General features: G+C 44.6%; 14 protein-coding genes, 1 tRNA gene, 1 other RNA gene and 1 other annotated feature. Of the genes, 13 read left to right on the top strand and 3 right to left on the bottom strand.

Features of this window, described 5'->3' with window-relative positions:
• The coding region (locus B0H99_RS17960; protein WP_219905830.1) for a hypothetical protein at positions 1-196 on the top strand (196 nt) is incomplete at its 5' end.
• Here the strand turns inward: B0H99_RS17960 and pdxR are convergent.
• Positions 193-1,608 (bottom strand): MocR-like pyridoxine biosynthesis transcription factor PdxR, encoded by a 1,416-nt coding sequence (pdxR, locus tag B0H99_RS17320; protein WP_106534944.1) that lies wholly within the window; start codon positions 1,606-1,608, stop codon positions 193-195. The genes B0H99_RS17960 and pdxR overlap by 4 nt on opposite strands.
• A 102-nt stretch (positions 1,609-1,710) precedes the next feature.
• Here pdxR and pdxS point away from each other — a divergent pair, with 102 nt between their 5' ends.
• The 4 genes from pdxS (at position 1,711) to B0H99_RS17295 (ending at position 5,738) form a co-directional block, all read left to right on the top strand.
• Positions 1,711-2,595 (top strand): pyridoxal 5'-phosphate synthase lyase subunit PdxS, encoded by an 885-nt coding sequence (gene pdxS, locus B0H99_RS17315; protein ID WP_106534943.1) that lies wholly within the window; start codon positions 1,711-1,713, stop codon positions 2,593-2,595.
• A 1-nt stretch (position 2,596) separates the two neighbouring features.
• Positions 2,597-3,211, top strand: coding sequence for a pyridoxal 5'-phosphate synthase glutaminase subunit PdxT (pdxT, locus tag B0H99_RS17310; protein ID WP_106534942.1), 615 nt, complete (start codon positions 2,597-2,599; stop codon positions 3,209-3,211).
• Between the two features lie 11 nt (positions 3,212-3,222).
• Positions 3,223-3,429: a binding site (T-box leader), on the top strand.
• 64 nt (positions 3,430-3,493) lie between these two features.
• Positions 3,494-4,768: a serine--tRNA ligase gene (serS, locus tag B0H99_RS17300; RefSeq protein ID WP_106534940.1), complete on the top strand. Its 1,275-nt coding sequence runs from the start codon at positions 3,494-3,496 to the stop codon at positions 4,766-4,768.
• A 100-nt stretch (positions 4,769-4,868) separates the two neighbouring features.
• Entirely contained in the window at positions 4,869-5,738 is an 870-nt protein-coding gene (locus B0H99_RS17295; protein ID WP_106534939.1) for an alpha/beta fold hydrolase, read from the top strand.
• Here the strand turns inward: B0H99_RS17295 and tadA are convergent.
• On the bottom strand, positions 5,733-6,221 hold the full coding sequence (tadA, locus tag B0H99_RS17290) for a tRNA adenosine(34) deaminase TadA (RefSeq protein ID WP_106534938.1): 489 nt from the start codon (positions 6,219-6,221) through the stop codon (positions 5,733-5,735). The two genes, B0H99_RS17295 and tadA, sit on opposite strands and share 6 nt — an antisense overlap.
• A 127-nt stretch (positions 6,222-6,348) precedes the next feature.
• On the opposite strand from tadA, the gene B0H99_RS17285 reads away from it, so the two are divergent.
• The 3 genes from B0H99_RS17285 (at position 6,349) to B0H99_RS17275 (ending at position 8,612) form a co-directional block, all read left to right on the top strand.
• On the top strand, positions 6,349-7,215 hold the full coding sequence (locus tag B0H99_RS17285; RefSeq protein WP_146137279.1) for a YitT family protein: 867 nt from the start codon (positions 6,349-6,351) through the stop codon (positions 7,213-7,215).
• A gap of 90 nt (positions 7,216-7,305) precedes the next feature.
• Positions 7,306-7,944, top strand: a complete 639-nt coding sequence (locus B0H99_RS17280) for a deoxynucleoside kinase (protein WP_106534936.1) — start codon at positions 7,306-7,308, stop codon at positions 7,942-7,944.
• Complete coding sequence (locus tag B0H99_RS17275; protein ID WP_106534935.1) at positions 7,941-8,612, top strand: deoxynucleoside kinase; 672 nt, start codon at positions 7,941-7,943, stop codon at positions 8,610-8,612. The genes B0H99_RS17280 and B0H99_RS17275 overlap by 4 nt, the downstream gene beginning before the upstream one ends.
• A gap of 124 nt (positions 8,613-8,736) precedes the next feature.
• On the opposite strand, the gene B0H99_RS17270 is transcribed toward B0H99_RS17275, so the two are convergent.
• A tRNA-Ser gene (locus B0H99_RS17270) sits at positions 8,737-8,829 on the bottom strand.
• Between the two features lie 183 nt (positions 8,830-9,012).
• On the opposite strand from B0H99_RS17270, the gene ffs reads away from it, so the two are divergent.
• From ffs to B0H99_RS17245, 5 genes are all read left to right on the top strand, one after another.
• An RNA gene (gene ffs, locus B0H99_RS17265) (signal recognition particle sRNA large type) lies at positions 9,013-9,279 on the top strand.
• 162 nt (positions 9,280-9,441) lie between these two features.
• On the top strand, positions 9,442-11,178 hold the full coding sequence (gene dnaX / locus B0H99_RS17260; protein ID WP_106534934.1) for a DNA polymerase III subunit gamma/tau: 1,737 nt from the start codon (positions 9,442-9,444) through the stop codon (positions 11,176-11,178).
• 27 nt (positions 11,179-11,205) lie between these two features.
• Positions 11,206-11,526 carry a YbaB/EbfC family nucleoid-associated protein gene (locus tag B0H99_RS17255; protein ID WP_106534933.1) on the top strand — a complete coding sequence of 107 codons (321 nt, stop codon included), beginning with the start codon at positions 11,206-11,208 and terminating at the stop codon, positions 11,524-11,526.
• A gap of 13 nt (positions 11,527-11,539) precedes the next feature.
• Positions 11,540-12,136 carry a recombination mediator RecR gene (gene recR, locus B0H99_RS17250; RefSeq protein ID WP_106534932.1) on the top strand — a complete coding sequence of 199 codons (597 nt, stop codon included), beginning with the start codon at positions 11,540-11,542 and terminating at the stop codon, positions 12,134-12,136.
• A gap of 13 nt (positions 12,137-12,149) precedes the next feature.
• Positions 12,150-12,368, top strand: coding sequence for a YaaL family protein (locus tag B0H99_RS17245; RefSeq protein ID WP_245894561.1), 219 nt, complete (start codon positions 12,150-12,152; stop codon positions 12,366-12,368).
• Positions 12,369-12,791: the final 423 nt, after the last annotated feature.

Here is a 12,791-nt window from a genome sequence, read left to right as displayed (position 1 = left end):
CAATGAAAACCTGCAAAAGTCGCAAATGGAGCGGAAGGCGGCGACTCCAGCGGGACCAGCGCGAGCCGAAGACCCTGGACAGAGCGAAGCGAAGGAAGCGGCTGAGGCCGTGCCCGCGGAAAGCGTCCGCCTGGAGCGAAATGAAAAAAGCTGCCGAGAGTTTCTCGACAGCCTGAAAAAGCAGATCATCTCTTAAGAGATGATCTGCTTTTTTTTTGACGGGATTTTCCAGCATGCCATTAAATGCTCGACACTATGTTCAATTTCTTCTTCAGATAAGCCACCAAATCCGAGAATAATTCGCGGCGGGAACATGTTCTGTTCAAAGACATCATAGGATTGAAGGCCAAAAACTCGGATATTCGCTTGTTTGGCTAATTCGACTAGCTCTTTTTCTGAACGTGTTGTTTCTATCGTTAAGACGATATGCATACCGGCCTGTTCACCGGAAATTGTTACAGTCGGTGCAAATGAATAAAGAGATGATGTCAATTTATCCAGTTTTTTTTGATAGAGCTTACGCATTCGATTCAAATGGCGAGCAAAATGCCCATCTTTCATAAATTTGGCTACCACTTGCTGATCAAACCGTGGGACAGACGACGAATAATGAAGAAAGGTTTGCTGATAAGCACGCAGCAAGCGTTTTGGCAGTACCATATAGGCAATGCGCAAAGAAGGCATAAGTGATTTTGAAAACGTGCTGATGTAAATAACGCGCCCACTCTTATCCATACTTTGAAGCGCTGGAATCGGCCGGCTTGTATAGCGGAATTCGCTGTCGTAATCGTCTTCAACAACATACCGCTCTCCGGCACCCGCCCAGTTCAGTAATTGGGAACGTCTTGTTGCACTAAGAACAGAACCGGTCGGAAATTGATGGGAGGGAGTAACGTAGGCTACATCCACATGTGATGCTTCCAGTTCTTTTATATTGATTCCCTCTTGGTCGACTTGAATAGGAACCGCCTGGCGGTCATAGTGGCTGAATATATTATGAGTTAAGGGATAGCCAGGGTTTTCAAAACCGAAAATCAGCGTTTTGGGCAGTAAACGGATAAGTAACGGCACTAACTGTTCTGTACCAGAGCCAATAATGATTTGTTCTGCTTCACAGACAACTCCGCGAGATTGGAATAAATATCGGGCAATTTCTTGGCGCAGCACTTCATCGCCTTGTGGGTGGCCAGATAACAGAATTTCATGATTTGTTTCATCCATTACCTCTTTGGCAATTTTTCTCCAAGTTGAAAACGGAAAAGAGAGTGTATCGATTTCTCCAGGATTAAAGTCAACTGTATAGTTGATTTGTTCTGCTATTACTGGTTCTTCTTGCAATACGTCCAAATAAGCCAATTCTTCCACCGGCTGAGCATAAAAGCCTTTCCGGGGCTTTGATTCAATAAATCCTTCTGCTAAAAGCTGGCCGTATGCAAGTTCTACAGTGGTTTGGCTGATAGCTAAATAATCGGCGAGTTTTCGTTTGCTTGGCAGTTTCGTTTCGACTGAAATTGTTCCGCTGATAATGGCATTTTTTATTTCTTGATAAAGCTGTTGGTACAAAGGTGTTGTATCGGCTCGCCGCAGTTGAAACATGAGCATTTCCATATTGTCCCTCCATTCTGACCTTTTTAAAAATACACAAACTGAATCTTTTTATATGGTCAAGGTTCCTTATACTGAATATATCAACTAAAGGGGGAAGAATCAATGAGTGAATACGGAACAGATCGAGTAAAACGGGGAATGGCCGAAATGCAGAAAGGCGGCGTTATTATGGACGTTGTCAATGCAGAACAAGCACGTATTGCGGAAGCTGCAGGGGCGACAGCTGTTATGGCATTAGAGCGCGTGCCTTCGGATATCCGGCGTGACGGCGGTGTAGCTCGCATGGCGGATCCGCGTATCACAGAAGAAGTCATGAAAGCTGTATCGATTCCGGTGATGGCAAAAGCCCGCATTGGCCATATTGTAGAAGCTCGCGTTTTAGAGGCGATGGGCGTTGATTACATAGACGAAAGTGAAGTTTTGACTCCGGCTGATGAAGAATTCCACTTATTGAAGAACCAGTATACCGTGCCGTTTGTCTGCGGCTGCCGCAACTTAGGGGAAGCGGCTCGCCGCATTGGCGAGGGGGCCTCGATGCTGCGAACAAAAGGCGAGCCGGGAACAGGGAATATTGTGGAAGCGGTCCGCCATTTGCGCCAAGTAAATGCAGAAGTGCGCAAAGTGGTGACAATGAGCGAAGACGAATTGATGACCGAAGCGCGTAACTTAGGAGCTTCTTACGAGTTCCTAAAAGAAGTGAAGCGCTTAGGGCGTTTGCCGGTCGTGAACTTTGCAGCAGGGGGAGTTGCAACTCCTGCGGATGCCGCATTAATGATGGAACTTGGAGCTGATGGCGTATTTGTCGGTTCAGGAATCTTCAAGTCTGAAAACCCGGAGCGGTTTGCACGCGCAATCGTAGAAGCAACGACGCATTACCAGGGCTACAAATTGATTGCGGAGCTTTCCAAAGACTTAGGCATCGCCATGAAAGGCATCGAGATTTCCAGAATTGCGGCAGGCGAACGCATGCAGGAACGAGGCTGGTAAGATGAAACGAGTTGGAGTTCTGGCTTTGCAAGGGGCGGTCCGGGAACATATTCATTCAATTGAAGCTTGCGGAGCAAAAGCGATTTCTGTGAAATGGCCAAAAGATTTGGAAGAACTGGACGCTCTGGTACTACCGGGTGGTGAAAGCACAACAATGCGCCGGTTGATCGACCGTTCTGGTTTGATAGAGCCGCTGCGTGAGTTTGCCAAAAGTGGCCGACCAATGTTTGGTACATGTGCAGGATTGATTTTACTTGCCCGAGAAGTGGCAGGGCATGGCGCGCCGCATCTTGGCGTTATGGATGTGATGGTGGAGCGGAATTCCTTTGGCCGCCAAATCGACAGCTTTGAGGCGGAGCTGTCGATTACGGGTCTTGAAGCACCGTTTAACGCTGTTTTCATTCGCGCACCCCATATTGTCGGTGTTGGGCCAGAAACTCAAGTGCTATGTGAACATGATGGAAAGATTGTCATGGCAAAAAGCGGCCAGTTTCTTGGTTGCTCGTTTCATCCCGAACTGACGTATGACCACCGCATCACCAGCTACTTTTTGGACATGATTCCAAGTAGAACTGGGACTCTCTTGCCAAATGGAATGCTTTATAGTAAAGTATGAGTAATTTCAAAGTAGAAACGTTGATGGGAACTAGTAAGACGATTGTTTTTCAAAAGAGAGCCGGTGGTTGGTGCGAACCGGTGGAAAACGCGTTTGAATCCACCCCGGAGTTGCATGGCGATATAAGCCATTGCCGGTTTAAATGCCGTTATGTGATGAAGAGGATTGGCTTTGGCCGATCAATCAGGGTGGCAACGCGGGTAGCTCTCGTCCCTTTAACCAAGGGATGGGGGCTATTTTTGTTGTCTTTTTTCATTGACGTGAATTTAGAGGAGGAATACGATGTTAGACATTAAATTTGTACGTGCTAATTATGAAGAAGTAAAGGCGAAACTCGCGAAACGCGGAGAAGACATTTCGGTTCTAGATGAATTTGAAGGCTTGGACGCGAAACGCCGGGAATTGATTGCCCAGACGGAAACATTGAAAGCCGAACGCAACGAAGCTTCTCAAAATATTGCCGTTATGAAACGCAATAAAGAAAACGCGGATGAAGCGATTGCAAAAATGCGCGAAGTAGGCGACCAAATCAAAGCGATTGATGACGAACTGCGTGAAGTGGAAGACCGTTTGAACTTCATCATGATGCGTGTGCCGAACATTCCGCATGACAGCGTGCCAGTCGGCGATTCTGAAGATGATAACGTTGAAATACGGACATGGGGAACAAAGCCGGAATTTGCCTTTGAAACGAAACCGCATTGGGATCTTGGAACTGATTTAAATATCATCGATTTTGAACGAGCTTCAAAAGTAACAGGCAGCCGCTTTGTGTTTTATCGCGGCCTTGGCGCACGCTTAGAGCGCGCACTCATCAACTTTATGATGGATCTTCACCAGGAAGAACACGGCTACGAGGAAATGCTGCCGCCTTATATGGTCAACCGCGAAAGCTTAACCGGTACAGGCCAGCTTCCGAAATTCGAAGAAGATGCGTTCTTGATCGAAAAAGAAGATTATTTCCTGATTCCAACATCAGAAGTGCCAGTAACAAACTTCTACCGAGGCGAAATTTTAGATGGCAATATCCTGCCGCAAGCTTTTGCTTCATATAGCGCGAATTTCCGCTCTGAAGCTGGTTCTGCAGGCCGCGACACACGAGGGTTGATCAGACAGCATCAATTCAACAAAGTCGAGCTTGTGCGCTTTGTGAAGCCTGAAGATTCTTATGATGAATTGGAGAAATTGACGGGGCATGCGGAAAAAGTTCTTCAGCTATTGGGATTGCCGTACCGCGTTTTAAAAATGTGTACTGCCGATCTTGGCTTTACCGCTGCTAAGAAATACGACATCGAAGTATGGATTCCAAGCCAGGAGATGTACCGCGAGATTTCTTCTTGCAGCAACTTTGAAGATTTCCAGGCGCGCCGGGCAAACATCAAGTTCCGCCGCGAGCCGAATGGCAAGCCGGAATTTGTTCATACATTGAACGGCAGTGGCTTAGCGATCGGCCGTACAGTTGCTGCGCTTCTTGAAAATTGCCAGCAAGAAGATGGGACAATTCTGATTCCAGAAGTGTTGCGTCCATATATGGGCGGCAAAGAAGTTATAAAATAAAATGATCTAAACCTGAAAGCCCATAGGCTTTCAGGTCTTTTTTATTTTCCTGCAGAACGGGTATAGATAGGCATCAGAGCAATTGGGAAGGAGCGTTTCGATGGAACATTTATACGTTCAGACAAATGGCATTACCCTGCATACTGTAGTTGCTGGACCGGAAGAAGGACCGTTGGTGCTACTGCTGCATGGGTTTCCGGAATATTGGCGAGGATGGCACAAGCAAATTGGTCCATTGGCGGAAAAAGGGTATCGGGTAGTAGTGCCGGATTTGCGGGGATATAATTTGAGCGACAAACCGCAAGGAATTGAAAACTATACGTTGGATTTGCTGAGGGATGACGTAGCGGGATTGATCGACCATTTTGGCAAACAGAGTGCAACTGTAATCGGACATGACTGGGGAGGTGCGGTTGCTTGGCATTTGGCTGCGACCAAACCACAGTATGTCGACAAACTGATTGCGGTGAACATTCCACATCCGAAAGCAATGCCACAAGTGCTTGCGAAAAACCCGATGCAGTGGGTAAAAAGTTCATATATCGCTTTTTTCCAAGTACCTGAACTGCCTGAAAAAACACTGGCTGCCGATTATTTCAAAACAATGGTTGGAAGTCTTGTATCGACAAGCAATCCGGATACATTTTCCGAGGAAGAATTGCAAGCCTATAGAGAAGCTTGGTCAGAGCCCGGTGCATTGACAGCTATGCTTAACTGGTACCGCGCCATCCGAGAAGGCAGTATAGCGCAAGTGCCGAATCATAAAATTACTGTACCGGTGCGTATTATCTGGGGGCTTGGCGATCAATTTCTATCGTCGTTGTTGGCAAAGGAAAGCCTGGAATTCTGTGAGGATGTTGACTTGGTGTTTGTTGGCGAAGCCACTCATTGGATACACCACGAGCAGCCGCATATTCTAAATTTGCTGATCGACCGATTTTTAACCGAAGAAAAAGCGGAAGCGCTATAGCTGCTTCCGCTTTTTCTTTTTGTTTTCCCGGATGGCCCGGAAGAAGTTTGTTAATAATTGGCCGCATTCGTCTGCTAAGACATTTTCTTTCACTTCGCACTGATGATTGAATCGCTCATCATTCAACAAACGGTAAAGCGAATCGACACTGCCGGCTTTAACGTCGCGTGCGCCGTAGATGACCCGTGGAATCCGTGATTGCAAGATAGCACCTGCGCACATCGGACAAGGCTCTAACGTTACGTAAAGGTGAGTATCTTCGAGCCGCCATCTTCCTAGTCGTTTGCATGCTTCTTCGATAACTAACATTTCTGCATGCGTGATGGCATTTTGTGTGGTTTCTCTCAAGTTATGGGCACGCGCAATAACAGTACCCTCGTGCACAATAACAGCGCCTATTGGAACTTCGCCTTTGGCGGCAGCTTTCTCCGCTTCTTCCATTGCTAACCTCATATAATACTGATCTTGTTCGATACCGTTCATGATTTATCGCTCCTTGGGCTCTAGTTTACCATTTTCGTTCGATAAAACTACCAATAAAAGTTGAAGAAACAGCAAAACTTTGGGCTTTGGGTTAAAGTAAAATAAGAACTGATTTTCAAGGAGAGATTTGATGGCCAAAATACATAAAAAAGAAACCCCTCTGCATTTCCTCATGCGTTATGCTTTTATTTTACTTGGTGCCGCTATGGCCGCTGTAGCGATCGAATTGTTTCTCGTTCCCAACTCTATTATTGATGGTGGCATTATTGGCATATCGCTGATTTTGAACTTTTTAACTCCTATTCCGTTTGGCGTCTTAATGGTCGTTATTAACTTGCCATTTCTATATTTCGGCTACCGGCACATTGGCAGAAACTTTTTCATGTCTTCTATTTTTGCCATTATTGCTTTGGCCATTATTGAGTTTCCGCTTCATCCGATACCGGCTGTCGTAGATGATCCTTTATTGGCTACTGTATTTGGCGGGTTGCTTCTTGGCTTAGGAGTTGGACTTGTTATCCGCAACGGAGGCGCACTCGATGGTACGGAAATCCTCGGAATTTTATTGACCCGTAAATTGCCTTTTTCTGTCGGCGAATTTGTTATGTTCTTTAATGTTTTTATTTTTCTCTGGGCTGGATTTGTTCTTGGCTGGGAACACGCGATGTATTCTGTCATCACCTATTATATTGCTTCAAAAACGATTGATGCGGTGATTCAAGGACTGGACGATACAAAAGCGGTGATCATCGTATCCAATGAATACGATGAACTTGGCTTAGCCATCAATTCGCGTCTAGGGCGCAGCGTTACCAAGTTGCATGGAAAAGGCGGCTATGAGGAGTCAGCAAAAGACGTAATTTACGTAGTTGTGACTCGTTTGGAGATTACCAAACTGCGTCAGATTGTCAACGATATCGATCCAAAAGCATTTCTTACTATCATGGCAACTCAGGAAGTGCATGGCGGTACATTCAAATCAGCAATCCATTAATGGAGGGCTGATTTTTTTTACTTTTGCTCCCGGGTCTGTGGTAAAATAAATCGCACTGTAAACATTTGAATGAAAAAAGGAGGACTTCTTATGCCGGTACCATTTATCACGGTAGAAGGTCCGATCGGGGTTGGAAAAACGTCGCTGACAAAAGCGCTGGCCGATCAAAATCAGTTTCAACTATTGAAAGAAATTGTGGATGAAAATCCGTTTTTAAATAAATTCTATGAGAACATTGAAGAGTGGAGTTTCCAAACGGAAATGTTCTTCTTATGCAATCGCTACAAACAATTATCGGATATTCAAAAAAAGTTCATTTCAAATCGGGAACCGGTTGTAGCGGATTATCACATCTTTAAAAATTTGATTTTCGCAAAGCGCACATTGCCGGAGTCGGAATACGCGAAATACGAAGCCATCTATAAGATTTTAACAGCGGACATGCCAACGCCGAATATGGTCATTTATTTGCATGCGAGCCTCGATACGCTAATGAAGCGCATCAAGCTGCGTGGCCGGGAATTTGAGAAAATGATTACACCGGAATATATGGAACAATTATCGGCTGATTACCATGAATTTATCGAGCGCTTTGAGCGCGAGCATCCGGAAATTCCGGTTCTGCGTTTTAATGGGGATGAAATTGATTTTGTGCAAAATGAAGGCGATCTAAAGCTGATTTTGGACAAAGTGGATGATACCTTACAAAAAAGGAGTTTAATGATATGAATTTACGAGAAAAATACGGCATTCCAGAAACTGCTGTAATCACAATAGCGGGAACAGTAGGAGTCGGCAAATCCACGATGACGAAAGCGCTGGCTGATGCTTTGCAATTCCGTACTTCTTTTGAAAAGGTGGATACGAACCCATATTTAGATCTGTTTTATGATGACTTCAAAAAATGGAGCTTTCATCTTCAAATTTACTTTTTGGCTGAGCGTTTTAAAGAACAAAAGCGCATGTTCGAGTACGGCGGCGGCTTTATCCAGGACCGTTCGATTTACGAAGATACCGGCATTTTTGCGAAAATGCACTGGGAAAAAGGCACGATGAACGATGTAGATTACGAAACATACACGAATTTGTTTGAAGCGATGGTTATGACACCATATTTCCCTCATCCGGATTTGCTGATTTATCTAGAAGGGTCCATTGAAGATATTTTGGGCCGCATCCAAGAACGTGGACGCGCCATGGAACAACAAACGCCCATCGACTATTGGGTGGAAATGCATGAGCGTTACGAGAACTGGATCAATAATTTTAACGGTTGCCCGGTATTGCGTTTGAACATTAACGATTACGATTTGCTGAACGATCCTGCTTGCGCTGAAAAGATTGTTGAACGTATCGGCACTTTCATGCAGCAAACTTCTTCTGTCTTACGTAAATAATAAAATCCCTTAAGCCCACTGCTTAAGGGATTTTATTTCCCTGGAAATAAATCCAAAGAAAAAAGCAGCCGACGAATTCGCCGGCTGCTTTGAGTATGTATGATAAGAATAAAAGTATAAAAAATGGAGGAGGAAGAGGGATTCGAACCCCCGCGGGATTTGACTCCCCTGTCGGTTTTCAAGACCGATCCCTTCAGCCAAACTTGGGTATTCCTCCGTAATAAGACAAGAATTAATTTATCACGTATTAGAATAGATTGTCAACACCTTTCCAAAAACTTTTTTAAAGATTTTTTAAAACCTTTGAATCACAGCTTTAAAGCTTGAAAATAACGTTGAATTTTATAATCTTAAGCTTCCGAATTGCTTTTTTGCCAATAAGTTTGTATACTAGTAAATGCCGTGCTAGGTGGGAAGATAGCGGTGTCCTGTAACCTGCAATCCGCTTTAGCAGGACTGAATTCCTTTCCTAGGCTGTATGTATTGCGAGGTCTGCCTCTTGCACGTAGTGTTGACGTTTGGGTCCTGCGCAATGGAAACCCATGAACCATGTCAGGTCCGGAAGGAAGCAGCATTAAGTGGAACTTTTCATGTGCCGTGGGGTTGCCTAGATCGAGCCAACGACAAGGGTAACGCTTGTGTGCGTCAGTCAAAGAAAGGTGCACGGCATTAATTTTTAAATTCAAACCTGTTCGCTTTTACAGCGGATGGGTTTTTTATTTGTCTAGAAAATAATGGCTTTGGATACGATTAAACCGTTCAGAAGAATACGGGATTTATGGTATAATAGAAGGACGGAAACTACTTTCAAAAGAGGGAGAGAATAACGTTGGCGTATCAAGCTTTTTATCGTGTGTACAGACCCCAGACATTTTCGGAAATGACAGGCCAGTCGCACATCAAACAAACCCTTCAAAATGCTCTCCTTTACAATAAGACCACACACGCTTATTTGTTCTCAGGGCCACGAGGAACAGGGAAAACAAGTACGGCCAAGATTTTTGCAAAAGCATTGAATTGTGAGCAGGCGCCGGTTGCGGAACCGTGCAACGAATGCGCTTCCTGTAAAAGCATCAATGCTGGATCGAATACAGACGTAATTGAGTTTGACGCTGCCTCGAATTCTCGCGTAGAAGAAATGCGGGAAATTATCGAGAAAGTTCGTTTTTCTCCGGCAAATTCCCGCTTCAAGATTTACATTATCGATGAAGTGCATATGCTATCGAATAGTGCATTTAACGCTTTATTAAAAACACTGGAGGAACCGCCTGAGCACGTCGTTTTCATTTTAGCGACTACGGAACCCCATAAGTTGCCATTAACAATCATTTCTCGCTGCCAACGGTTTGATTTTAAATCGCATACACAAGTGGATTTAGTCAAACGGATGGTCGAAGTATTGACGGATGCAAAAATTCCATATAATGAACAAGTTTTGAAAATCATTGCGCAAGCGGCAGCAGGCGGGATGCGGGATGCTTTGAGTTTGTTGGATCAAGTTGTGTCATTCAGCGGCGATGAAATGACGATCGACGATGCGCTGCTTGTGACAGGTTCAATCAGCCAGGACATGTTCTACAATATTGCAGAAGCGCTTCTAGCTAAAGATATTGGCCAGGCATTGACGCTATTGGAACAATTGGTGCGGGATGGGAAAGACCCTGTTCGGCTTGTGGAAGATTTCATTACGTTCTTCCGCGATTTGCTGCTGATCCAAACGGCTCCAGACTTGCACGATATGTTAGAGTTGGCGGCTCACGAAGCACGCTTTGAGGAATTGGCTAAGCAATTTGAAGCAGCAACGCTTTATGACTGGATCGATATCTTGACCAAAACGCAACAGGAAATGCGGTTTTCCAACCATACGAAAATCTATATGGAAACGGCTTTACTGAAAATGGTCCAAGCCGATGCGCCGATTCGGTCGGCTGCAGGTTCTGCTGCTTCTCCTGAGTTGGAAGCGAAAGTCACGCAGCTTGAAGTGTTGGTGCGCGAACTGCAGCATCAGCTTAAAAACGGCGCAGCAGCTACGCCAGCGGCAGCGCCTGCTGAGCAAAAGCGGCGCCAGTCTCCGCAAAGCAGTTTTAAAGTTCCGGTTGGACGCATTCAAGATGTCTTAAAAAACGCGACTAAGCCGGATATTCAAGCGATTAAAACCAATTGGGCAACGGTGATGGCTCAACTGCCACGTTCGCATGCGGCTTTATTGAATGAAGCAGAGCCTGTAGCGGCATCAGCAGATGCATTTGTGTTAAAATTCAAGTATGATATTCATTGCCAGATGGCATCAGAAAACCAAAGTTTTGCGGCTGCGTTCAGCCAATTGCTTGAGCAATATGCCGGCAAAGCGTATTCTCCGGTTTTCGTACCCGATGCAAACTGGCTGAAGATCCGTGAAGATTTTATTAAAACCAGCGGATTAAAAGCCGGCAATGAAGAAAAGCAAGACGATTCTGCAGAGGAGCATCCATTTTCTGCAGACGGCGAAGCATCGCAGGAAGATCCGTTTATTGCAGAAGCAGAGCGGCTTTTTGGAAAAGACTTTGTGGAAATCCACGAAGATTAATAAACACACTCGAGGAGGAAATTAATTATGCGCGGTGGAGGAAATATGCAAGGCATGATGAAACAAATGCAGAAAATGCAAAAGCAAATGGCAGAGGCCCAAGAAGAACTAGGAACAATGAAGTTCGATGGATCAGCTGGCGGCGGTATGGTAAAGGTTACTGTATCGGGACATAAAGAAGTTCTTGATATCGTTTTGGATCCTTCAGTAGTAGACCCAGAAGATGTCGAAATGCTTCAAGACTTATTGGTGGTAGCGACAAACGAGGCGTTTAAAAAAGCGGATGAACATGCGAATTCCACAATGGGGAAATTCACTAAGGGGTTAAATCTTCCAGGCATGTTCTAGGAGGTAAAACAGAATGCATTACCCTGAACCAATATCGAAATTAATGGAGAGTTTTATGAAATTGCCAGGAATCGGGCCGAAGACTGCGGCCCGGCTGGCATTTTTTGTGCTCGGAATGAAAGAAGATACCGTGCTTGATTTTGCGAAAGCGCTGGTGGATGCCAAACGTAATTTAAGCTTCTGCTCGAATTGCGGACATATCACGGACGTTGATCCGTGCCATATATGCCAAGATCCGCAGCGGGACCGCACAACAATCTGTGTAGTGCAAGACCCGAAAGACGTCATCGCCATGGAAAAGATGCGCGATTACACAGGATTATATCATGTGCTGCAAGGTGCAATATCTCCAATGGACGGCATTGGGCCGGAAGATATCAACGTCCCTTCTTTATTAAGAAGATTGCAGGATGAAGAAGTGGCTGAACTGATTTTGGCAACCAATCCAACAATTGAAGGGGAAGCTACAGCAATGTATATTTCTCGTCTTGTTAAGCCTTCCGGTATCAAAACCACACGTATTGCCCATGGGCTTCCGGTTGGGGGAGACTTGGAATATGCAGATGAAGTAACGTTATCCAAAGCATTAGAAGGCCGACGCGAGTTATAAGAGGAGAAGTAAGATGGTGTTTTTTAAAAGAGGTAAACTCAAAAGAGAATACGATGAACAGCTGATCAAACAATTTATTGAAACAAAACACGAATGGAAAAAAGCGCAAACTCTTGAGGAACTAGCGGATAATTTTGATTACCATGTAATTGTTGAACGCAAAATTGCAGAGAGCAAGCATTTGTTTCTATTGAAAGAAGCGCGTATACGAAAAGTGAAGATGCAGCACTAAAGCAATGGCTGACTATGCATTGCTTTTTCTTTTCTTGAACAATCTCTTCTTATAGAAGGGAATAACGAGTTGAATGTTTTTTTAATATAACACTATTTAAAAATTGAATTAAGTTGCTATCTCGTTAAATAAAGGCATTGAGTAGCTTTTAGCAACTTATTAATGATATTGAATAAGAGTGTTGACAGGAGCTTAATAACGGTATATAGTAATAAAGTTGCCAACGAAACAACGGTATGGAAATCATGAAGAAATGAAATTTGTGGTTGACAGGAAGTTGGAGGAAAAGGTATACTAATAAAGTTGTCGCTTAAGACAACGCCAAACATGAACCTTGAAAACTGAACAGCAAAACGTCAACAAACATTGTTGAGGCGTTCCGAACGCCGAAACAAATTTCTGCGATGGCCGCGCAAGCGGTCG

Source organism: Planomicrobium soli, from assembly GCF_003014655.1.
GTDB classification, from domain to species: Bacteria; Bacillota; Bacilli; order Bacillales_A; family Planococcaceae; genus Planococcus; species Planococcus soli_B.
Note: the sequence above shows the minus strand (reverse complement) of the source record. Positions and strands in the feature narration are given on the sequence as shown.

Bases quoted from the DNA above. Each gene is read 5' to 3' on its own strand.
- pdxR (WP_106534944.1), bottom strand. From the start codon at position 1,608: ATGGAAATGCTCATGTTTCAACTGCGGCGAGCCGATACAACACCTTTG.
- pdxS (WP_106534943.1), top strand. From the start codon at position 1,711: ATGAGTGAATACGGAACAGATCGAGTAAAACGGGGAATGGCCGAAATG.
- pdxT (WP_106534942.1), top strand. From the start codon at position 2,597: ATGAAACGAGTTGGAGTTCTGGCTTTGCAAGGGGCGGTCCGGGAACAT.
- serS (WP_106534940.1), top strand. From the start codon at position 3,494: ATGTTAGACATTAAATTTGTACGTGCTAATTATGAAGAAGTAAAGGCG.
- B0H99_RS17295 (WP_106534939.1), top strand. From the start codon at position 4,869: ATGGAACATTTATACGTTCAGACAAATGGCATTACCCTGCATACTGTA.
- tadA (WP_106534938.1), bottom strand. From the start codon at position 6,221: ATGAACGGTATCGAACAAGATCAGTATTATATGAGGTTAGCAATGGAA.
- B0H99_RS17280 (WP_106534936.1), top strand. From the start codon at position 7,306: ATGCCGGTACCATTTATCACGGTAGAAGGTCCGATCGGGGTTGGAAAA.
- B0H99_RS17275 (WP_106534935.1), top strand. From the start codon at position 7,941: ATGAATTTACGAGAAAAATACGGCATTCCAGAAACTGCTGTAATCACA.
- B0H99_RS17255 (WP_106534933.1), top strand. From the start codon at position 11,206: ATGCGCGGTGGAGGAAATATGCAAGGCATGATGAAACAAATGCAGAAA.
- recR (WP_106534932.1), top strand. From the start codon at position 11,540: ATGCATTACCCTGAACCAATATCGAAATTAATGGAGAGTTTTATGAAA.
- B0H99_RS17245 (WP_245894561.1), top strand. From the start codon at position 12,150: ATGGTGTTTTTTAAAAGAGGTAAACTCAAAAGAGAATACGATGAACAG.